Source organism: Paracoccus yeei ATCC BAA-599 (assembly GCF_000622145.1).
Classification (GTDB): Bacteria; Pseudomonadota; Alphaproteobacteria; order Rhodobacterales; family Rhodobacteraceae; genus Paracoccus; species Paracoccus yeei.
This window is the reverse complement of sequence record NZ_JHWH01000014.1, coordinates 123,171-142,926: the sequence shown is the minus strand read 5'-3', so window position 1 is coordinate 142,926 and position 19,756 is coordinate 123,171. Positions and strand designations below refer to the sequence as shown.

The window sequence follows — 19,756 nt, the reverse complement described above, 5'->3', positions numbered from 1 at the left end:
GTTGTTTCGATCCGCGCCCCCGTGAGGGGGCGACCCCCCTCAGCTATACAATGCGGTTCTTGCTGCGCAATCTGTCTCGGAAGTGCGAAGGTTGCTCGGTTGCAAGGCAAAGACGGCGGGATGCTTGCACCGCTGGCCGGAAAGATGAACGATTTCAAACAGCAGAACCATGTGCGAACCTGGCGGGCCAAGGTGACACGCTTCGGGTTCGCAGTGCCGGCGCTAGAGGATCAGCGGTCCGTTCAGATCGGTTGCGGGCTTGGCGCCGACATGCTCGACACGGCGAGACCAGTTCGAGCCGAGATAGTAATAACGCAGGCTGTCGACCTCGGGGCGGATGATGCCTTCCAGCCGCGCCTTCAGCCGTGTCCATTGCGCCGGGTCGACCTCGATCTCGAAGACCGAGAACTGCACCCGCTGGCCGTAATCCTCGCAGGCGCGGGCGACCTGGCGCAAGCGTTTCTTGCCGCCCTCCTCCATCGTGTTCACGTCATAGGTCACCAGCACCAGCATCTCAGCTCCAGAACCAGGGCGGATAGGCGTCCAGATCGCCGCGCAGATGGCGCGCCAGCATCTGCGCCTGCAGATAGGGTACCAGGCCGAAAGGCGCCTTTTCCTGGAGGAAGGGATGCAGGCGCTCCTCCTTCTTGCGCTCCTGCCAGGCGGTCAGGACGGTGCGGCGGGCGTCGTCGGTCAGCAGCACCGCACCGCCATCCATGCGGCGGAAGTCGCCGGCGCGCAGCTGGCGACGGTTCACCAGAGACAGGGCCAGGCGGTCGGCCAGCGGGGCACGCAACTCCTCCATGAGGTCCAGCGCTAGGCTGGGCCGGCCGGGCCGGTCCCGATGCAGGAAGCCGACGGCGTGGTCCAGACCCACCGCCTCGCAGGCCGAGCGGCAATCATGCGTCAGCAGGGTGTAAAGAAAGGACAGCAACGCGTTCATCGCATCCAGCGGCGGTCGGCGCGACCGGCTGGTCCAGCGCAGCTCCGCATCAGGCGTGCGGATCAGGTGGTCGAAGATGCCGAAATACAATGTCGCCGCCTCGCCCTCGGAGCCGCGCAGCAGGTCGACGCTGTCGTCCGATAACTGCACCCGGCGCAGGATCATCGCCATTCGGTCCGTCGCGGTCTCCAGCGCGGCGCGGGCGGGCGGCACCATCTCGTCGCCGTAATCGCGCAGGGCGCGGCGAATGACGGCCCGCTGGTTGGCAATCTTGCCCATGACGATGCCGCGAACAACGTCAGTGGCGTCATCGGCAAGCCGGTATTGCGCGCGGCGCAGCAGGACGTTGCCGGAAACCGGCCCCTCGATACGGGCCTGGAAGCGGCCCGCCCGGTCCAGCAGCACGACCGAGATCCCGCGTTCGGCGCAGATGCCGATCAAGGCCGGCGACACCAGGATCGGCCCGAAGGCCACGACCGAGGCCAGCATGTGCAAGGGCACGCGGGCCTTCTGGGCGCCTTCGACCTCGGCCACCAGGTTCTCGCCGTCCTTCTTCAGGGCGGCGCCTTCGGTGGTGACATAGACGGTGTTGAGCAGCTTCTTCATTCCAGCGCCTTTGCCAGCATGCGGTCGCGCCATTGCCGTACGGGGCGAAGAACCGCATCCGGGCGGCAGAGATCCAGAAGCGAGCAGGCCCGGCAGCGGCTGCGATGCGGCGTCGGCGGCGGCGTGCGGCCGCTGGCGAGGATCGCGGCCAGTTCGGCGGCGGTGCTTTCGGTCAGCGCGCGCAGATCGGCATCGAAGGGTACGGTCACGCGGCGCTTGGTCTGGGCATAGAACAGCGCGCCTTGCGGCACCGCACGGCCGGTCATCTCCTCAAGGCAAAGCGCCTGGGCGCAAAGCTGCACCTCGTCGGCCCGGTGCAGCTTGGGCTTGCCGCGCTTGTATTCGATGGGAAAGGCGGTCTCAGCTTCGGGCCCCGGGATGAATTCGACCAGATCGGCAGTGCCGGCCAGGTTCAGACGATGGCAGGCCAGGGGAAGGGCCAGCACCCGCCGCACTCCGCGCCCCTTGCGGCTGCCGCCCTTGTCCGCGACGGCATGCAGCACGTCACCCTCGGCGGTGAAGCGGTTCTCGGCCCAGAGCCGTTCCAGATGGATCAGCGCCGCCTGGCGCAGGCAATAGACTGCATGTTGCAGCGCTGAGAGGGGGATGGGGTTGTCCAAGTCAGACATCATGGGGATGGCCGGGCTGACTTGTGGTCCGCCTAGCGACGGAACCACAAGCTGAGCACACAAAACGTCCTAGACCAAGTTTCGACCCACGCCCCTGCAGTGAAGGGCGACATGGGACACTACTATTTTGGATGTGCGGGACACAACTCTTGTCATCGGAAACAGAAAATACCCGTACGCCAAACGTACGGGTATCAATTATGTATTTGTTTTTAAACGCTTTCCGATTGCAACGGTAAGTCAGGTCAGATCCACGATGGAGGCTGTAGATGCAATCCGCTTGACCACTGCAATCCCGTCTAGAGCGGATTGCTTGGTGGAAAACATCTCGGAATGACAAAGGATTTCTCCATTGTTTCCTTTCAGACGCCACCAGTAACCGGAAGCTGCCTTGCGTACTTCGAACATGTTCATGTCTCCTAAAAGCTGGGAAATTCCCGTTGTGGTCAGAGACTGGTAGGATTACGTTGGACGTGTAGACGCGCGTAAACCAAGCCAGCCTTGGGCGTGTTAAGCCGGACGCATTCCAGTGCGTCCGGCTTTCACTTATGACCACAAAAGAATTAATGTCAACGATAAGTACCACAGATGGCACCTAAAACTCTCCTATACTAAGAATGGCACAATGCCGCTTTATAGTAGGGCTGTCATCTCTACCCCCTCCGGCATCCCCGCCTCGTCCACACGCACGATATAGTCCGAGAACTTGCGTGCCGGCGGCAGGTTGCCCAAGCCCCTGTCGTCCAAGGCTCGGAACGCGCCGTCCACATTGCGGCCGATCTGGACCAGATCGAACAGACGGTGCGCGGGCGCCTTCCCCAGGGCGCTGTCGTGCTTGAACACGATCAGCTTCTGCGCGTTCATCTCCATCCGGGCCGCCGAGCGGTCGTGTTCGAACATGTTCTGCAGCGCCTCGAACAGCAGGTCCAGATCTTCCTGCGAAAAGCCGGTGCCCTTGGTCGCATCCCCCGCCAGGCTGGCCGATACGAAGCCGTGGCAGCGATAAAGGCCGTAGGGCACGATATACTTGCGCCCCATGGTGCGTTCCTTGGCGGCGTCCTTTTCGTTCGTTACCGAGGACCGGGTGATCGTCACCTCCTGGGGCAAAATCGGCTCAAGCGATTCCGAAAAGGAAAGCTGCACCGGACCGCGGACCTGCCCGGCGTTCACCTCGGTGGTCATGACGGCGCCGAAGCTGCGAATGTCGAAGAAATTGTCGCACATCCAGCGGGTGATGCGGCGCCCCTCCTCCTCCTTGGGCAGCTTCTTGGTGTCGGGCTTGATACCCAGCGCAGCATAGGCCTCGCCATGCGTCTGGTTCAGGATCGCCTTTTCGCGCATGTAGATGCGGTAGGGCGGCGCGCCATCGTGCTTCAGTTCGACATAGTTGCGGATCTTGCGCTTGATCGCGACATCGGTGACCAGACCCTTTTGCGTGTCATTGTCGATGCGCGGCATGTTGCCGTTGTCGGGATCGCCGTTCGGATTGCCGTTCTTGATGTCGAAGAGAAAGACGAAGTCATAGCGGTTGGTAATCGGCGTCATCTGGCCTTACTCCTCGGGGTCATTGGCGGCGGGTCCGGGTTCGTCGTCAGCGGTGCTTTCGCCGCGCTTGGCATAGCGTTCCTGGTAATAGCCGACCAGGAACAGGCCCTGCTCCTCGGTCGAATGCTGAAGGGGGGCGCCTTCGGCGAGACTCGCCCAAAGCTGGCCGATGTCGCGGCCCAGCCCAGCAGCGACGCGCCGCGCATGGTCGGCGTCCTTGATCCAGTCGGCATCGGAATGTCCGTTGCGCAACCGCTTCAGATGATGGTTTTCGGCATTCATCAGCAGGTTCGGGAACACCCGCCCCGGCGTAGCGGCCGCGGCGCCCAGGAACTTGTCCTTGACGGTGGCATTGATGCCGTCGCCCAAGGCCGCCAGCTGCGCCCGTTCGATCAGGGCAAACAGGCGGCCGAGGCGGCGGGCGGGGTTCGGATCGTCGGGATCGGCACGCATCAGGTATTCCTTGTTCTCAGAACCATCGGCATTCTTCGGCAGCCTCCCCTCGAGCCGCATGTCGCGCAGGATCAGCCCCTTGATCAGTGCGATGCGGATGCGGTCCAGCACATGGTCGCTGCGCACCCGCAGGACCAGAAGGCCCAGCAATGCGCGTGGAAAGCGGCCGCCCGTGATGATCGCACGCAGAAGCTCGCCCGAAAGCAGCGGCGATATTCGGTCGCCGTCATATCGCAACTGGCCGTTGCGGGTTTCGGCCGGAGCGGTGCGCAGGGTGGCGGCGCGGATCGAAAAGACCGGACGTTGCGGGGCGGGCTCCATTGCCACGTCGCGCAGGAAATCGGCATAGTGGTCGGCCAGGGTGCCGAAGTCGCCCTCCCAGTAGAAGCGTACCGACAGCCGGGCTGCATTGGGCGAGAGGCCCAGGAGGTGGATGCGCACGCCTTCGGCTAGGTCGGGCTGCACCTCGCGCAGCGGCTTGCCGTCGCGCATGGCCAGCAGCTTGCCTTCGATGTCGCGCTCGACGATCATTTCATCCGCCCCGGACTTGCTGCGGTCGCCAAGCGCCTTGGCCGTCCACAACTCGGCCTCGGCCGCCAGGTCCATGTCGCTGCAATCGGCCCAGAACACCGTCGAGGCATCGCCGATCTGGATGCGGTGGCCGCTGTCCCTGTCCAGATAGCGGTTCAGCACCGCGCCATAGGCAAAGGCCACTGCCTCGGACACAGGGGCGTTGTCGCCCTGTTCGTGCCCGTACGAGGTAAAGGCGTCGAGGTTGAACGAAACCAGGCTCGCGCCCGAGGATTGCGCGCCCCACACCCCCTTGATCGAAGGATGCAGCCGCGCGACCGGGCCCGGATCGCCGGTCACAAGGCAGGTTTGCGGGGCCGATGCCGCCCCGGCCCCGATCCGCCGCCAGGCTTCGCGCGCGGCGGGACGCTCATGCAGGAACCCTTCGCGGTATTCGTCGGCCAAGGCAAAGACGATGTTCTGGTCGCGCAGCTCCTCTGGCCAGAACGGCGGGGCAAAGGCGTCGGGCGACCAGTCGCGCAGGAACTTCAACAGCGCCAGCAGGCCACGATCATCCGTCCCGGCCAGCCATTCGGCGTGGCGGGTACGAAAGGCGGCATGTTCCTCGGCCGTGCGCTTGCCGTCGCCCTCGGTCACGCCCAGCACATAGGCAGACTTGTCCCATAGAAAGTTCGGCGCAATCCCCGCCGTCCGCTTGACCGCCTGCGGCACCAGCATCATGCGCGGGCTGCGTTTCTTGTCAGACCCGCGCAGATCCTCGACCCGCGCCGCCGTACCGTCGGCGTTCAGAAGAATGCAAAAGCCGATCTTTTCGGATGAAAAACCGAAAGGCGGCGCGTCGGGCAGCCGGTCATAAGCGCGCAGCAGCGAAGAAAGCAGGCTCATCCCCGGATCTCCGCACTGCCGGGCCGGGGCACCTCCATCACGCCGTCGCGCAGGCTGGCGCGAAACAAAAGCGATGGACGGCCCGGCGCGGCGTGGTCGATGTCCCACAGCATATAGCCCAGATCACGGGGTGCACCAAAACCATGCTCGACGGTTTCGGCGGCCGGGTCGCGGGCAGGCAGGGGCGCGCCCGGCGCAATCAGGTCGAAATGCGCGACGAATTCGCGGGTCCCAAGACAGGGCTGGTGAAAGCACTGCCCCCGCGCCGCGCGGCGGTTGAAGATGTCCAGATGCTTGCCCTCGGTATCGTCGGCTCCGGCCTTGGCGGTGCGTTCGAAATGCGCCTCGATCACATAGCGGGGCGACACCAGCACGGTCGAGGCGCGCTGCTGCCGATCCTCGTCCACCAGAGTTTCCACACCCGCCAGATCTCCCCGGTTCATTGCCTGCCTGATCTTGCCGGCAGGCGCCTTGTGGCCGACCTCATTGCGGCGGATCGACTGAAAGCGGATCGGTTCCAGCACGTGGATCCTGTCGATGACCCAGCGGATCGCCGGCTTCCAGTGAATGGCTTCCAGAATCCCCCGGGCGGCCGAAGGCGTCATCACGTCATAGGACACCCGCTCGACCTTGAGTTCAGGCCTGGTGAACAGACCATGCTGTCCCCAGACGTGCAGGCGGATACCATAAGCCATCAAAACCTCCTCACGACATGGTGAGATTAGCGGCAAAGTAGAAATCGACAAGTGTCACATTGCCGCAGATTGCACAGGTTCCTTTGTTATCCATGGGTTGATGAACCGGCTGCCGGATCAACGCCCCCGCACCTGTTGAGACAGACCCGCAACAGGTGGGTGGAAACAACATGAGCCCGGATCTTGTCGCCATGCCGGACGGCGAAATGGCGCGGTTCATATCAGCCAGGACTCCTCGGCCAGATAGTCGGCCTGTTCCCACCAAAGCCCGCTGTCCTGATGGTAGAGATCTGCGCTTTCCAGCACGCAGAACTGATCGCCGCGCAGGTCGGGATTGTGAAAGCGCGCGTGGCCGTTCCTGATAAGCAAGTCGCGAGCCTTGGCCGGCACCTGAACGGTATAGACCTGCAACGCCCGCGCCAGCGCACCCGACGGGACGTTTTCGTATGCCAAGTCGTCGATCGCCTTCGCAGCCGTCGCGTCGCCGGGGACGATGACCGGAACCATGGTAGTCTCGATCATGCGGAACTCTGCGGCGGTGGTACGAAAAGGGAAATCCGAACCGAGGGGGGAAAACACCATCCGGTCAACCATCGGCTGGCCCAGAGCCTTCGGGCCGGCCTTCCAATAGACATCCTCGAACCAGTCGCGGATCGCGGCGGGCGACAGCAGGTCATCGTGCCGTTGGGCGACATCGCGCATGGCTTTCGCCCCCATTTCCACCTCGGGCGGGACCGGGCGGCCGGGGGCCGAGAACACCGTCAGGGTGCTTTCCTCGACGGGCCATTCCTTGTTTCTATTGATTCTGCCCGCAGCCTGTACACAACTATCCAAGCCCGCCTCGGCCCGCCAACCTTTTGGGAATGAAAGATCAACCCCCGCTTCGATCAGGCTGGTCGCGATCAGGCGGCAGGGGGCACCGGATTTCAGCCGGATGCGGATATCCTCCAGGATGGCACGGCGATGCACGGGGTAATGCCGTGTGGTCAGGTGAACCAACCCCTCCAATCCCTCTGCCTTGGCTGCGTTGAACAGTTCCAGCGCATGGGCGCGGCTGTTGACGATGACCATGCCCTGGGGCGTGTCGCGCAGGGCGGCGATCAGCGCCGCATCGTCCATCTCTGCCACCGGCGGGATATGGACGCGGCGCAGAGCGCGGGCCAGCCCTTCGGGATCGGGCGCCAGTTCGCGGCCTGCCAGTGCCAGACCCTGCTTCAGTTGCCGGCTGTCGAAGGCCGGCTGCGTCGCGGTGCACAGCACCACGGTGCAACCGAAATGCGCGCACAGCGTGTCGATCATGCGCAGGACGGGCATCAGCAGCTTGCGCGGCAGGGCCTGCGCCTCGTCCAGCACGATCACCGAGCCGGCGATGTTGTGCAGCTTGCGACAGCGCGACGGGCGGGACGCAAACAGGCTTTCGAACAGCTGCACATTCGTCGTGACGACCAGCGGTGCTGCCCAATCCTCCATCGCCAGGCGCAGCTTGTCCTTGCCTTTGAGGTTGGTCTTGGTATCGTCAATGGCCGAGTGATGTTCCAACACGCCATCGCCCAGCAAGTCGCGAAAGATGGCGGCCGACTGGTCGATGATGGAAGTATATGGAATTGCAAAGATTATCCGGCGTTTTCCATGCCGCGCCGCATGGTCCAGCGCGAAGCCCAGCGAGGCGAGGGTCTTGCCCCCTCCGGTCGGCACGGTCAGGGTGAACAGGCCCGGCTCCAGTGCGGCACCTTGGCGGACGTGCGTCAGCACCCGGGCGCGCAGCCCGTTGACCTCGCCCTCTGTCGAAAATGTCGCCATATGCGCGTCAAAGGCCGCGCGCCAAGCGGGCAGCAGCTCGGCCAGGGCGGGCCATTCGCGGTCCGGGCGGGCGCCGTCCAGCCGGGCGTAGAACGCCTCGGTGTCACGGAAATCGGCATCGACCAGGCAGGAAAACACCATCCGCGCGGCCACCGAAATGTCAAATCCCGGCGTCTTGCCGTCCCGAAACGCGACCAGCTCGCGCAGGACGGGGCCAAGGTCGGGCAGCGCTGCCGCAGTGATCGCGGGCGGGACGGGGTCGCGGAAACCGTCCAGCCGCCGCGCCATGCTGGCATCGGTGCGGTCCCGGTCGGGCAGGCCGGCATGGTGCCCCAGAATCGCATAGGCGACGATCTCGGCCACGCCGCGCAGTCCGGCGGGCGCACGGGAATACAGCAGCGCCGCCCCGGCGGTCGAATGATCCACCCGTTCGTTCCCACCCGACAGCACGCGGTCGAAGGCGGGGTCGTATTTGCCGAAGTCGTGGAACAGCCCCGCCATATGCGCCGTCGCCTGCAATTTCAGCGGCGCCGCCCGGTGCGCGGCCAGCGTTGCTGTGGCCTGCAGGTGATCGGGCAAAAGCTGCCAGTCGCTGCGGTCCGCGGCGCGCCCCGAATGGGCATAGTGTTTTCCGGACATCCTGCTGAATCGACCTTATCGCCAAGAAAATCGCCTTGCGTCCCTATCCTGATGGATCGGCCGCGACCCTGCCAGAGGGTTCGGCAGGACTGCGGCAGAAGGCCGCCGTGACTGCAGGCACCCCGCGCTTCACAATTATTAATGCAACTTCGCGGTAACGGCGGCGGTTTGGGCTTGGCATTTTCGTCGGGGGCTCGAATGGCAGGTTGGATCGTCGCGGTCTCGGACTATTGCACCCAGGTTCCCCCCGTCCAGCCCGCCTATCCGACAGCCGAAGCCCCGCCCCGCAGCCTGCCGCACAAGCGGCCCGACGCCATCCAGGTGACCGGCGGCTATCTGGAACGCCTGCCCCTGGCCGCCGTGGCCAGCGGCCTTGCCGATCATGCCGAGATCTGGAGCTTCGCCGGCCGCGACGGCGAGGCCGATCGCGAAACGGGCCGTTCCCAGGGCAGCCCCGATCCGCAGCGGCCGGGACTGGTCCGGCGGGTGTTTCGCGCGGACACGGGCCCGCCCTATGCCTCGCGCGATGCCCTGGACTTCATCGCCCAGGTCGGGCCTCCCGACATCCTGTGCATCTGGGGGCTGGGGGTCGATGTGGCGCTTCTGGATGCCTGCGCGGCATCGCTCAAGATCTACAACTCCATCGACGCGCCCGCGCTGCGGCTGGACGATGCGCTGGCCGCCCGCTTCGACCTGTTCCTGACCGGCGCCGAATGGCAATCGCGCGAGATCGAGGCGCGGCTGCCCGGCGCGCGCACGCTGGTCCTGCCGATCGGGCCGGCCTTCGCCTCGGGCGAGACGTTCTTTCCGACCGGCGCAGCCAAGGACCGCGACGTGGTCTATGTCGCCTGCGCCCAGCCCTACAAGCGCCACGACATCCTGTTCGACGCGCTGGAGCGCCGCCCTGGCACGACCGCGCTGCTGATCGTGGGGTACGGCCACCTGACCGAAGCCCTGCGCGACCGTGCCGCCCGCGCGGGCCTCGACGTCGAGATCATCGGCCCGCCCGGCGTCCCCCATGACGAGGTCAACCGCCAGATCAACCGCGCGCGCCTGGGCGTGGTCTGCGGCCAGGACGACGGGGCGCCCGCGATCCTGACGGAATACCAGCTGGCCGGGCTGCCGGTGCTGGCGAATGCGAACCTGTGCTGCGGGCTGCAGTTCATCACCCCCGAGACCGGGCTTGCCGCCCCCGAGGGCGAGGCCTTCGTCCGCGCGCTGGATGATCTTCTGGCACGACACGGCGATTACGACCCGCGTCCGGCGGCACTGGCGCGCTGGGGCTGGCAGGCCAGCATCCGCACGCTTTCGGACGAACTCGACACCATCAGAAAGGCAAGGACGCCGCAATGAACGATGTGAAACCCGTGCCGCTTGCCCTGTCCGCCCAACCGGCGCTGATCTGCTTTTCCCATCTGCGCTGGGATTTCGTGCTGCAGCGTCCCCAGCACCTGATGGCACGCTTTGCCCAGCAGTACCGGCTGTTTTTCTGGGAAGAAGCGATCCCGACGGACCATCACCTGCCCTACCTGGAGTTCCATGCCTTCGAGGGCACCGACATCCAGTCGATCCGTCCCCGCATTCCCGCCCGCTGGTCGCCCCAGGATCAGGCCCGCGCGCTGTCGGAGTTGCTGGACCAGATGATCGGGCTGACCGGGCTGCGCCGGCCGGTCCTGTGGTTCTATACGCCGATGATGTGGTCGATCGCCCGCCATGTCGATGCGGCGGCCGTGGTCTATGACTGCATGGACGAGCTGTCGGCCTTTCGCTTCGCCCCGCCGGAACTGGCCGATGCCGAAGCAGAACTGCTCGCGGCGGCGGACGTGGTCTTTACCGGCGGTCATGCCATCTGGGAGGCCAAGGCCCACCGGCACCGCAACATCCACCCCTTTCCGTCCTCGGTCGACGTGGCGCATTTCAGCACCGCCCGCGCGCCAGAGGTCGGGGCCCCGGCGGATCAGGCCGGCCTGCCCCGCCCCCGGCTGGGCTATTACGGGGTCATCGACGAACGGCTGGACCTGGGGCTGATCGCGGCGCTGGCGGCAGCGCATCCCGACTGGTCCATCGTCATGCTGGGGCCGGTCGCCAAGATCTCGGACCACGATCTGCCGCGCGCGCCGAACATCCACTGGCTGGGGCAGAAATCCTATGCCGAGTTGCCCCGCTATCTGGCGGGCTGGGACGTGGCGCTGATGCCCTTCGCGATGAACGAGGCGACGCGCTTCATCTCTCCCACCAAGACGCCGGAATATCTGGCGGGGGGCGTGCCGGTGGTCTCGACCCCGGTGCGCGACGTGGTCCGCCACTACGGCGAGCTTGCGGCGGTACATATCGCCGAAGGGCCGCAGGACTTCGTGCGGGCCTGCGAAACGGCGCTGGCCCAGGCCGGGGCGCCCGGCGCGTGGCGGGACCGGGCCGACGCGCTGCTGGCAGAACTCAGCTGGGACCGCACCTTCCAGCAGATGGGGGCGCATCTGGACAAGGCCGTCCGCGCCCGGCTGGCCCCCGCCGTGCCGGTGCGGGTGCCGGTGGTGCCGATCCTGCGCGGCGCGCGCCGCCATGACGTGACGATCTGCGGCGCAGGCTTTGCCGGCGCGGTGCTGGCCCGCCAGTTCGCCGAGCAATCGGGCCGCCGCGTCCTGCTGATGGACCGGCGCGACCATGTCGGGGGCAATGCCTATGACTGCCGCGACGCGGCGGGGCTGCTGATCCACCGCTATGGGCCCCACATCTTCCACACCAACAGCGACGAGGTATTCGCCTGGCTGGGCCGGTTCACCGAATGGCGGCCCTATGAACACCGCGTGCTGGCCCGGGTGCGCGACATGACCGTGCCCATGCCCATCAACCGCACCACGCTGAACCGGCTTTACGGTCTCGACATGCGGACGGATGCCGAGGCCGCCGCGCTGCTGGCCCGCCTGGCCGAGCCGGTCGCCGAGATCCGCAATTCGCGCGACGTGGTGGTCAATGCCGTGGGGCGCGAACTGTATGAGCTGTTCTTCCAGGGCTATACCCGCAAGCAATGGGGGCTGGACCCCAGTGAACTGGACAAGTCCGTGACCGCCCGCGTGCCGACGCGGACCAGTGACGACGACCGCTATTTCACCGACAAGCATCAGGCGATGCCCAAGGAAGGCTTCACCCGCATGTTCGAGCGCATGCTGGACCATCCGGGGATCGAACTGGCGCTGGGAACCGATTTCCACGACCTCGGCGCCGGCGAACGGGGCGAGACCGTGGTCTATACCGGCCCGATCGACGCTTATTTCGGGCATCGCTTCGGCGAGTTGCCCTATCGCAGCCTGACGTTCCGACATGAGACGCTGGACCGGCCCCAGTTCCAGCCGGTCGGCGTCGTGAACTACCCGGCCGAGGACGTGCCCCATACCCGGATCACCGAATACAAGCACCTGACCGGGCAAGTCCATGCCAAGACCTCGATCAGCTACGAATATCCCTCGGACCGGGGCGATCCCTATTACCCGATCCCGCGTCCCGAGAACCAGGCCCTGTTCCGCCGCTACGAGGCGCTGGCCGCGGCCGAGCCGGGCGTGATCTTTGCCGGCAGGCTGGGCAGCTATCGCTATTACAACATGGATCAGGTCGTCGGGCAGGCGCTGGCCATCCACCGCAGGCTGACCCAGCGCCGGTCGGTGCCGGCCGTCGGCGGCTGAGCGGGGGTCATGCGCAGCCTGCTGATAACGGACAGCCCCGACCCTTCGGGCGTGGGGGAACACATGCTGGCCCTGGCGGGCGCCCTGCCCCCCGGCATGGCGTCGCTGGCCTTTCCCGACCATCCGGCGGGCCGGGCCCTGGCCGGGCGGGCGCGGGCCATGGGCCTGGCCGCGCTGACCCATGATCCGGACGAGGTGGCCGCGGTCATCGCCGCATCGCCGGCCGAGATCGTCCATGTCCATGCCGGCATCGGATGGGAGGGGCTGGCCCTGGTCCATGCCGCCGCGGATGCCGGTCGCAGGGTTCTGCGCACCGAACACCTGCCCTGGCTGTTGACCGACCCCGGCCAGATCCGTGCCTATCGGCAGATGGCGGCGCGGCTCGACGGGGTGATCGCGGTGTCGCGGGCCGGCGCCGCGGGCTGGCGCCAGGCGCTGGCGCCCCTGGGCGATACCGCACCGCCGCTCCATGCCGTGCCGAACGGCATCGCCCCGCCGCCGGAACGCCATCAGGGCGGCGCGGGGCTGCTGTGCGTCGGCCGCCTGGCCCCGCAAAAGCGGCACCGGACCCTGCTGGCGGCGCTGGCCCGGCTGCGCCGCCAGGGGGTCGACGCACGGCTGCGGATCGTCGGCGACGGCCCGGGCGAGACACATGTGCGGCGCTGGCTGGACCGGCTGGGTCTGGACGGCGCCGTGACCCTGCTGGGCCGGCGCGACGACGTGCCCGCGCTGATGGCGCAAGCGGACCTGCTGGTCCTGCCCTCGGCCTTCGAGGGGCTGCCGCTGGTCCTGCTGGAAGCGATGGCCACCGGCCTGCCCGCCGTCGCGACGGCGATCCCCGGCTCGGCCGAGGCGCTGGGGCCGGACCATCCCTGGCAGGTGCCGCCGGGACGGTCGCGCCCGCTGGCCGGGGCCATTGCGCAGGCCCTGACCGATCCGGCCGGCCGCACCCGCGTCGCCGCCCGGGCACGCGCCCGCTGGCAGCATCACTTCACCGCCGGGGCGATGGCCGGGGCGGTTCTGGACATCTACCGCAGCACCCTGCGGCAGCAACACGAGGATGGCATGACCAAGACCAGACTGGGTTTCATCGGCGCGGGCGGCATTGCCCAGCGCCATTTCGGCGTGCTGCGCACGATGGAGGACGTCCGGATCGCCGCCGTCTGCGACCCCGACCGCGAGCGCGCCGCGCAGGCCGCGCGCGACACCGGCGCGGTGGCCTATGCCGACCACGACGCCATGCTGGCGGCCGAGGATCTGGATGCGGTCTATATCTGCGTGCCGCCCTTTGCCCATGGCGCGCCGGAACGGGCCTGCATCGCGCGCGGGCTGCCGTTTTTTGTCGAAAAGCCGGTCTCGCTTGATCTCGACACGGCCGAGGCCATCGCGGCCGAGGTCGAGGCGGCCGGACTGATCACCGCCGTCGGCTATCACTGGCGATACCTCGACACGATGGACGAGGCGCGGGCACATCTGGCGCAGAACCCGGCGCATCTGATGCAGGGCTTCTGGCTGGACCAGACGCCGCCGCCGCAATGGTGGTGGGACGAGGACCGCTGCGGCGGGCAGGTGATCGAGCAGGCGACCCATGTGATCGACGCCACGCGCTTTCTGGCCGGCGACGTGACCGAGGTGTTCGGCATGGCCGCGCGCCGCGACCGCGACGATTTCCAGGGCCTGACCGTGCCCACCGCAACGGCGGCGACGCTGCGCTTTGCCTCGGGCGCCATCGCCAACCTGGCCGCGACCTGCCTGCTGCGCTGGAACCATCGTGTCGGCCTGCATGTCTTCGCCGATGGCCTGGCGATGGAGATCAGCGACCACGACCTGATGGTGGACGTGGGCCGGGGTCGCCCCGTCCGCCCCGCCGGCGGCGATCCGGTCTGGCGCGAGGACCGCGACTTCATCGAGGCCGTGCAGGGCCACGAGAACCGCATCCGCTGCCCCTATGCCGAGGCGCTGGAGACCCACCGCGTCGCGCTGGCCGTCGCCCGTTCCGCCCGCGAGGGCGCGCTTGTGAAGATGGAGGGGCTGCGGGCTGACCCGCAGCCGATCTTTCGTCCGTCCGCTGCGCCGGGTCCCCACCATGCCGCATGAGCACCGCCATATCCGCTCGCTCGGGATCGAGCGGCAGGGCGAGCCTTATTTCTTCGGCTATGACGAAGGGCCCGCGGGGGACGGCCAGGTGCGGCTGGACCTGCTTTACACCGGCCTTTCCGCCGGGACCGAGCTGACCTTCCTCAAGGGCACCAACCCCTATCTGCACAGCCGCTGGGATGATGGCCAGGGGCTGTTCGTGCCGGGCGAGGCCTCTGCGCATTTTCCGGTCAACTTCCTGGGCTACATGGAGGTCGCCCGCGTCATCGACGCCCGCGCGCCGGGGTTTGCGAATGGCGACGTGGTTGCCACCACCTTCGGCCACAAGACCGGGCACACGGCGAACCCGGCGCATGACCTGCTGCTGAAGCTGCCCGCGGGGATGGACCCGATGCTGGGCATCTTTGTCGCGCAGATGGGGCCGATCGCCGCGAACGGCATCCTGCATGCCGACGCCGACCAGTTCGGCGCAAGCGTTCCGGCCCTTGGCGCCGGGGTAGAGGGGCGGCCGGTTCTGGTCTGGGGCGGCGGCACCGTGGGGCTGTTCTGCGCGCTGTTCGCCAAGGCGGGCGGGGCTTCGGAAATCGTCGTGGTGGATCCCTCGCCCTTCCGTCGGGACATCGCCCGGAAGATGGGCTTTCTGGCGCTGGACGAGGATCAGGCCGTGCGCCACGCCAAGGGCTGGCACCACAGGATCGGCGGGCGCGGCGCGGAATACGTGTTCCAGACCCGCGCCCGGTCCGACAGCCTGCACCGCTGCCTGCAGGCGCTTCGCCCGCAGGGGACAGTGATCGACCTGGCCTTTTACCAGGGCGGCATGGATGGTGCCCGGCTGGGCGAGGAATTCCACCACAACGGCCTGGCGATCCGCTGCGCCCAGATCAACCGGATGCCCCGGCAGGTCGCCCACGCCTGGGACCAGCGGCGGCTGGCGCAGGAAACCATCCGGCTTTTGCAGGCCGAGGGCGAGGCGATCCGCCAGCACATGATCACCCATGTCGTGCCCTATGGCGAGGCGCCGGATTTCCTGCGCCGGCTGGTCGCGGAGCGGCCGGAGTTCCTGCAGGTGGTGTTCGACGCCTCGTGAGTGGCGGGGGCAGCCCGGGGGCGCTTCGCCCCCCGGACCCCCCGAGGGTATTTTGGAAACGGAGAAAGACGGATGGATGGCGACGACCGGACGGTCTGGGGGGCGGTGCCGCCCCAGCATTTCCCGCAGCCGGCCGAGGACCCGGCCCGCATCCGCATCCTGTTCGTCATGGCCTGGCTGGTCGTCGGCGGCGAGGAGACCGAGATCCGGCTGCTGGCCCGGACCCTGCCGCGCGACCGCTATCGGATCGACGTGATCCCCTGTTTCCGCAAGGAAGGGATGCCCGATCAGACCCATGAGCAACTGGCCGAACTGGGCGTGCATGTCGACACCACCGCCTATGGGCTGGGGTTCGAGGAGACGATCGACTATCTGCGCCGCAGGCTGGCGGGGGCGGATGTGGTGGTTTCCTGCCAGAACGTCGCCGACATCTATCCGGCGTTGGAGCGGCTGGCCCTGCGCCCTCCGCTAATCGAGCATGGCGGGCTGGTCAGCGAGGCCCTGGCCGGCCCAAAGCATTTCACCGCGCGCTATGTCGGCGTCTGCGACAGCATCCGGGCGGCGGCGGCCGGCAAGATGCCGGACCGGCCGCAGCATGCGGTAGAGATCCCCTCGATGGTGGATCTGGACGAGTTCCACCCCGAGCGGCGCGCGGCCACGCGCGCGGCCCTGGGGGTCGCTCCGGACGAGGTGCTGGTGGGTTGGGTCGGCCGGCTGGACCGCAAGAAGCGGGTCGAGGATTTCATCGCGGCCGCGCTGCGCGTCGTGCCCGAGACCGCCATGATCCGGTTCCTGATCGTGGGCGGGCCCGACGCCTTCATGCCCGACTATGCCGAAGAGTTGCATCGCATGGCCTCGCCCCTGGGCGCGCGCGTGACCTTCACCGGCGACCGCAAGGACGTGCCCGACCTGCTGGCGGCGATGGACGTGTTCTGCTGGCTGTCGCGGGGTGAGGGGATGCCCCATGTCATCGCCGAGGCGGGCGCGGCCGGCCTGCCGGTCATCGCCACCCCCGACAATGGCGCGTTGCAGCAGATCCGCGACGGCGAAAGCGGGCTGTTCGTCCCGCACGAGGACCCCGGCGCCGTGGCCGCGGCGATCCTGCGGCTGGCGGGCGACCCCGGCCTGCGCCGCCGGCTGGGCGGCGCCCTGCAGGCCCATGTCCGCGCAACCTATTCGGCCGCGGTGGTGGTGCCGCAATGGCGGGCGCTGATCGACGCCGTCCTGGTCGAACGCACGCCCGCGCCGCCGCCCGAAATCTTCGCCAGCACGGTGCTTGGGGGGTGGGAGGCCTCGACCCACCGGCTGGGCAACGGGCGCAGGCTGGACGTGATCGCCGCCGTCGGGCACGACCGCCACGCCGCGCAGGATTACCGCCAGCTTGCCGGGTTGGGCATCCGCGCCTGCCGGGACGGCGCGCGCTGGCACCTGATCGAGACGGCGCCGGGGCGCTACGACTTCTCCAGCCTGACGCCGATGATGGCGGCGGCGCGCGACAGCGGAACGCAGGTCGTCTGGGACCTGCTGCACTATGGCTGGCCCGACGACCTGGACATCTGGACGCCCGCCTTCGTGAACCGCTTTGCCGCCTATGCGCGGGCAGTGGCGCTGCACCATCGCGACCTGACCGATGCCGTCCCGTTCTGGTGCCCGGTGAACGAGATCAGCTTTTTCGCTTGGGCGGGGGGCGATGCGCGCTATCTGAACCCGTTCTGCGCAGGCCGGGGTTACGAGCTGAAATGCCAGCTTGCCCGCGCCGCCATCGCAGCCATGACCGAGCTGCGGGCGGTCGATCCGCGGGCGCGCTTCGTCCACAGCGAGCCCTTGATCGCCATCCATCACGACCCCGCGACCGGCCGCCCTCTGTGGGAGGCGCAGGGCTGGCACGATGCGCAGTTCCAGGCCTTCGAGCTGGTCTCGGGCCGGATGTGGCCGCAACTGGGAGGCGATCCGTCCTTTCTAGATATCGTCGGTCTGAACTATTACTGGAACAACCAGTGGATCCACGGCGGCCCGCCCATCGACATGGACCACGGACTTTACCGCCCGCTGTCGGACCTTCTGGTCGAGGTCGCGGCCCGCTATGATCGCCCGCTGCTGATCGCCGAGACCGGGACCGAGGGGCCGCGCCGCGCATCCTGGTTCGCCTGGGTCATGGCCGAGGTCGACCGCGCCCGCGCGCGGGGCGCCCCGGTCGAAGGGGTCTGCCTGTATCCCATCGCCAACCACCCGGGCTGGGACGACGACCGTCTGTGCCCGAACGGGCTTCTGGGCGCCGATCCTTCGGGGGGCGCGCGTACGGTCGAGCCTGCCCTTGCGCACGCGATCGCACGCCTGTCGGGCCCGGCGGCGGGGAACATCTTCGGCGCCGGCGCGTTTTCCAAGATGCTGCATCCTGTCAGGAGTTCATCATGATCCCCTTTCTGCGCATGTTCCTGATCCACCTCTGGGTCGCCTGCATCGCGGGCGCGGTCGCCATCGCCGGACTGGCAATGGGTTACGTCTCTGTCTGGACCTTCGTCTGGGCGGCGGTGATCGGCGTCGTCCTGGGTGTGCCAGGCGGCCTGTTGAACTGGGCCTATCTGCGGCCGAACCGGTCGCGCCAGATCGGCTGGACCTGGAAGATCGCCGATCTGGTGCGCAGTGCGGGTCGCCCCCGCCGCGCCGACACCCAAGACCCAGCCTGAACTCAACGGAGACCGCCATGACCGACGATCCGCCGCATACTACCGATGACCTGCGCCACAAGGGCAATGTGATCGACCAGCGCCAGCAGCAGATCGATCCCGCCGGGCACCATCGGGAGGATTCGAACGACCGGCCCGACGCCAACCGCAAGCAGCCTGGCGGCACCGACCCCGACCGTTACCCGCCCGCCTGAAGCCAGACGAAAGCCCCCGCGCCATAATAGGCGCGGGGGCTTTTTCATGGCCATTACTCGCGATGGCCGTCAGTCCCGGTGCTCGGGCATGTCCTTCAGTTGGTCCTTGGTCCAGGTGCTGACCGCGTGGACGGTGCCGGCCTCGTCGCGCATGAAGTCGAGCTGGCCGGCGGGCACGGCAACCGGCTTGCTGCCGATCCCCAGAAAGCCCCCGACCTCGACCACCACGCGGGCCTCGCGGCCCGAACCGTGGACATGGGCGACATGGCCCAGGTTGTCGTCATCGGGACCGTAGACCGTCGCGCCCGTCAGCACGGCATCGGTCAGTTCGTCGTCCTGCAGGCGAACGTGGTTGGAATGATCCATCGGTTTGCTCCTTGGCTTGGGGGTCCTATTCGCCGCCGTTCGTGGCGCGGTCGTTCTGACGCGCCTTGCGGTCGCCCGCCTCGCGGTTCTGGCCGCCGGCATTGGGCTGGTTCGAGCCCTTCATCTGCTTGGGGTTCAGGACCGGATCGGCATTGCCCATCTTCAGGTCCTGGGCCTTCTGCTGGACATTGAACTTTTCGTTTTCCTCTTGCGGATCGAAGCTTTTGGCCATGAGGTCCTCCTTTTCTCCGACGTTCCGGGATCAACCCCCAGCGGGCGGGAATGTTCCGGGAAAGGGACCCGCAGCAGACGGTGTCACGGACAAGGAAAGGCCCCCGCTCCGCCTGGGAACGAGGCCCTCGACCGTTGGGGTTCCCGGCGGCTTCAGGCCACCTTCTGATCGCCTTCCTGGTTCGCGGCGGCGTTCACCACCGCCTCGGCCAGGGCGGTCAGCTTTTCGTCGGTCGCGCTCTCTTCCTGCAGGGTCTGGTCCAGAAGCGTCACGGCCTCGTCCAGGCCAAGCTGCTGGGCCCAGCTCTTCAGCGTGCCATAGCGGCTGATCTCGTAATGTTCGACGGCCTGCGCGGCGGCCAGCAGGCCCGCGTCATGCGCCGGGCTGCCCTTGAATTCCTCCATGACCTCCTGGCCTTCCGAGATGATGCCCTCGATCGCGTCGCAGGTCTTGCCGCGGGGACGCTTGCCGATCAGTTCGAACACCTGGGTCAGGCGTTCGACATGGCCTTGGGATTCCTCTTCGTGCGCCTCGAAGGCGGCCTTCAGGTCGGGGTTCTGCGCCGCCCGGGCCATCTTGCGCAGGGCCTGCACGATCTTGCGTTCGGCGTAATAGATGTCCTTCAGGGTTTCGTGGAACAGGGTGTCAAGGGTCTTGTCGGCCATGATGGTCCTCCATTTCTGCCTCGCG

At 67.3% G+C, this 19,756-nt stretch carries 18 protein-coding genes; 7 read left to right on the top strand and 11 right to left on the bottom strand.

The window, feature by feature from the left end:
• Nucleotides 1–222: 222 nt before the first annotated feature.
• The 8 genes from cas2 to BU28_RS0109420 all read right to left on the bottom strand — a co-directional run bounded on the left by cas2 (nt 223) and on the right by BU28_RS0109420 (nt 8,726).
• Nucleotides 223–513 (bottom strand): CRISPR-associated endonuclease Cas2, encoded by a 291-nt coding sequence (gene cas2 / locus BU28_RS0109450; protein WP_028719262.1) that lies wholly within the window; start codon nt 511–513, stop codon nt 223–225.
• A 1-nt stretch (nt 514) separates the two neighbouring features.
• Nucleotides 515–1,549 carry a type I-C CRISPR-associated endonuclease Cas1c gene (cas1c, locus tag BU28_RS0109445; protein WP_028719261.1) on the bottom strand — a complete coding sequence of 345 codons (1,035 nt, stop codon included), beginning with the start codon at nt 1,547–1,549 and terminating at the stop codon, nt 515–517.
• A complete protein-coding gene (cas4, locus tag BU28_RS0109440; RefSeq protein WP_028719260.1) occupies nt 1,546–2,178 on the bottom strand; it encodes a CRISPR-associated protein Cas4 in 633 nt (210 codons plus the stop codon). The genes cas1c and cas4 overlap by 4 nt, the downstream gene beginning before the upstream one ends.
• 240 nt (nt 2,179–2,418) lie before the next feature.
• Complete coding sequence (locus BU28_RS24595; protein WP_198944919.1) at nt 2,419–2,586, bottom strand: YegP family protein; 168 nt, start codon at nt 2,584–2,586, stop codon at nt 2,419–2,421.
• Between the two features lie 225 nt (nt 2,587–2,811).
• Nucleotides 2,812–3,723, bottom strand: a complete 912-nt coding sequence (gene cas7c / locus BU28_RS0109435) for a type I-C CRISPR-associated protein Cas7/Csd2 (protein WP_028719259.1) — start codon at nt 3,721–3,723, stop codon at nt 2,812–2,814.
• Between the two features lie 6 nt (nt 3,724–3,729).
• Nucleotides 3,730–5,592 carry a type I-C CRISPR-associated protein Cas8c/Csd1 gene (gene cas8c, locus BU28_RS0109430; protein WP_028719258.1) on the bottom strand — a complete coding sequence of 621 codons (1,863 nt, stop codon included), beginning with the start codon at nt 5,590–5,592 and terminating at the stop codon, nt 3,730–3,732.
• A complete protein-coding gene (gene cas5c / locus BU28_RS0109425; protein ID WP_028719257.1) occupies nt 5,589–6,287 on the bottom strand; it encodes a type I-C CRISPR-associated protein Cas5c in 699 nt (232 codons plus the stop codon). Before cas5c ends, cas8c begins: the two co-directional genes overlap by 4 nt.
• A gap of 216 nt (nt 6,288–6,503) precedes the next feature.
• On the bottom strand, nt 6,504–8,726 hold the full coding sequence (locus tag BU28_RS0109420) for a CRISPR-associated endonuclease Cas3'' (protein ID WP_028719256.1): 2,223 nt from the start codon (nt 8,724–8,726) through the stop codon (nt 6,504–6,506).
• A gap of 198 nt (nt 8,727–8,924) precedes the next feature.
• Between BU28_RS0109420 and BU28_RS22535 the strand changes: the two genes are divergently transcribed.
• From BU28_RS22535 to BU28_RS25965, 7 genes are all read left to right on the top strand, one after another.
• On the top strand, nt 8,925–10,079 hold the full coding sequence (locus BU28_RS22535) for a glycosyltransferase (protein ID WP_081791332.1): 1,155 nt from the start codon (nt 8,925–8,927) through the stop codon (nt 10,077–10,079).
• Nucleotides 10,076–12,403 (top strand): UDP-galactopyranose mutase, encoded by a 2,328-nt coding sequence (glf, locus tag BU28_RS0109410; RefSeq protein ID WP_028719255.1) that lies wholly within the window; start codon nt 10,076–10,078, stop codon nt 12,401–12,403. The genes BU28_RS22535 and glf overlap by 4 nt, the downstream gene beginning before the upstream one ends.
• A gap of 9 nt (nt 12,404–12,412) precedes the next feature.
• Nucleotides 12,413–14,500, top strand: a complete 2,088-nt coding sequence (locus BU28_RS22530) for a glycosyltransferase (RefSeq protein ID WP_198944920.1) — start codon at nt 12,413–12,415, stop codon at nt 14,498–14,500.
• A complete protein-coding gene (locus tag BU28_RS26045) occupies nt 14,490–15,587 on the top strand; it encodes a zinc-dependent alcohol dehydrogenase (protein WP_198944921.1) in 1,098 nt (365 codons plus the stop codon). Before BU28_RS22530 ends, BU28_RS26045 begins: the two co-directional genes overlap by 11 nt.
• Before the next feature lie 72 nt (nt 15,588–15,659).
• On the top strand, nt 15,660–18,002 hold the full coding sequence (locus BU28_RS22525) for a glycosyltransferase (protein ID WP_081791331.1): 2,343 nt from the start codon (nt 15,660–15,662) through the stop codon (nt 18,000–18,002).
• The gene (locus tag BU28_RS22520) at nt 17,999–18,274 is read left to right on the top strand and encodes a hypothetical protein (RefSeq protein ID WP_036762500.1); all 276 of its coding nucleotides are present in this window, start codon (nt 17,999–18,001) and stop codon (nt 18,272–18,274) included. Before BU28_RS22525 ends, BU28_RS22520 begins: the two co-directional genes overlap by 4 nt.
• A gap of 17 nt (nt 18,275–18,291) precedes the next feature.
• A complete protein-coding gene (locus BU28_RS25965; protein WP_088239147.1) occupies nt 18,292–18,468 on the top strand; it encodes a hypothetical protein in 177 nt (58 codons plus the stop codon).
• Nucleotides 18,469–18,537: 69 nt separating this feature from the next.
• Here the strand turns inward: BU28_RS25965 and BU28_RS0109385 are convergent, their stop codons facing one another.
• The 3 genes from BU28_RS0109385 to BU28_RS0109375 form a co-directional block, all read right to left on the bottom strand.
• Nucleotides 18,538–18,834, bottom strand: coding sequence for a PRC-barrel domain-containing protein (locus BU28_RS0109385; RefSeq protein ID WP_028719254.1), 297 nt, complete (start codon nt 18,832–18,834; stop codon nt 18,538–18,540).
• A 25-nt stretch (nt 18,835–18,859) separates the two neighbouring features.
• Complete coding sequence (locus tag BU28_RS22515; protein ID WP_036762494.1) at nt 18,860–19,066, bottom strand: hypothetical protein; 207 nt, start codon at nt 19,064–19,066, stop codon at nt 18,860–18,862.
• 152 nt (nt 19,067–19,218) lie between these two features.
• On the bottom strand, nt 19,219–19,731 hold the full coding sequence (locus BU28_RS0109375) for a YciE/YciF ferroxidase family protein (RefSeq protein ID WP_028719253.1): 513 nt from the start codon (nt 19,729–19,731) through the stop codon (nt 19,219–19,221).
• Nucleotides 19,732–19,756: the final 25 nt, after the last annotated feature.

Bases quoted from the DNA above. Each gene is read 5' to 3' on its own strand.
- cas2 (WP_028719262.1), bottom strand. From the start codon at position 513: ATGCTGGTGCTGGTGACCTATGACGTGAACACGATGGAGGAGGGCGGC.
- cas1c (WP_028719261.1), bottom strand. From the start codon at position 1,549: ATGAAGAAGCTGCTCAACACCGTCTATGTCACCACCGAAGGCGCCGCC.
- cas4 (WP_028719260.1), bottom strand. From the start codon at position 2,178: ATGTCTGACTTGGACAACCCCATCCCCCTCTCAGCGCTGCAACATGCA.
- BU28_RS24595 (WP_198944919.1), bottom strand. From the start codon at position 2,586: ATGTTCGAAGTACGCAAGGCAGCTTCCGGTTACTGGTGGCGTCTGAAA.
- cas7c (WP_028719259.1), bottom strand. From the start codon at position 3,723: ATGACGCCGATTACCAACCGCTATGACTTCGTCTTTCTCTTCGACATC.
- cas8c (WP_028719258.1), bottom strand. From the start codon at position 5,592: ATGAGCCTGCTTTCTTCGCTGCTGCGCGCTTATGACCGGCTGCCCGAC.
- cas5c (WP_028719257.1), bottom strand. From the start codon at position 6,287: ATGGCTTATGGTATCCGCCTGCACGTCTGGGGACAGCATGGTCTGTTC.
- BU28_RS0109420 (WP_028719256.1), bottom strand. From the start codon at position 8,726: ATGTCCGGAAAACACTATGCCCATTCGGGGCGCGCCGCGGACCGCAGC.
- BU28_RS22535 (WP_081791332.1), top strand. From the start codon at position 8,925: ATGGCAGGTTGGATCGTCGCGGTCTCGGACTATTGCACCCAGGTTCCC.
- glf (WP_028719255.1), top strand. From the start codon at position 10,076: ATGAACGATGTGAAACCCGTGCCGCTTGCCCTGTCCGCCCAACCGGCG.
- BU28_RS22530 (WP_198944920.1), top strand. From the start codon at position 12,413: ATGCGCAGCCTGCTGATAACGGACAGCCCCGACCCTTCGGGCGTGGGG.
- BU28_RS26045 (WP_198944921.1), top strand. From the start codon at position 14,490: ATGCCGCATGAGCACCGCCATATCCGCTCGCTCGGGATCGAGCGGCAG.
- BU28_RS22525 (WP_081791331.1), top strand. From the start codon at position 15,660: ATGGATGGCGACGACCGGACGGTCTGGGGGGCGGTGCCGCCCCAGCAT.
- BU28_RS22520 (WP_036762500.1), top strand. From the start codon at position 17,999: ATGATCCCCTTTCTGCGCATGTTCCTGATCCACCTCTGGGTCGCCTGC.
- BU28_RS25965 (WP_088239147.1), top strand. From the start codon at position 18,292: ATGACCGACGATCCGCCGCATACTACCGATGACCTGCGCCACAAGGGC.
- BU28_RS0109385 (WP_028719254.1), bottom strand. From the start codon at position 18,834: ATGGATCATTCCAACCACGTTCGCCTGCAGGACGACGAACTGACCGAT.
- BU28_RS22515 (WP_036762494.1), bottom strand. From the start codon at position 19,066: ATGGCCAAAAGCTTCGATCCGCAAGAGGAAAACGAAAAGTTCAATGTC.
- BU28_RS0109375 (WP_028719253.1), bottom strand. From the start codon at position 19,731: ATGGCCGACAAGACCCTTGACACCCTGTTCCACGAAACCCTGAAGGAC.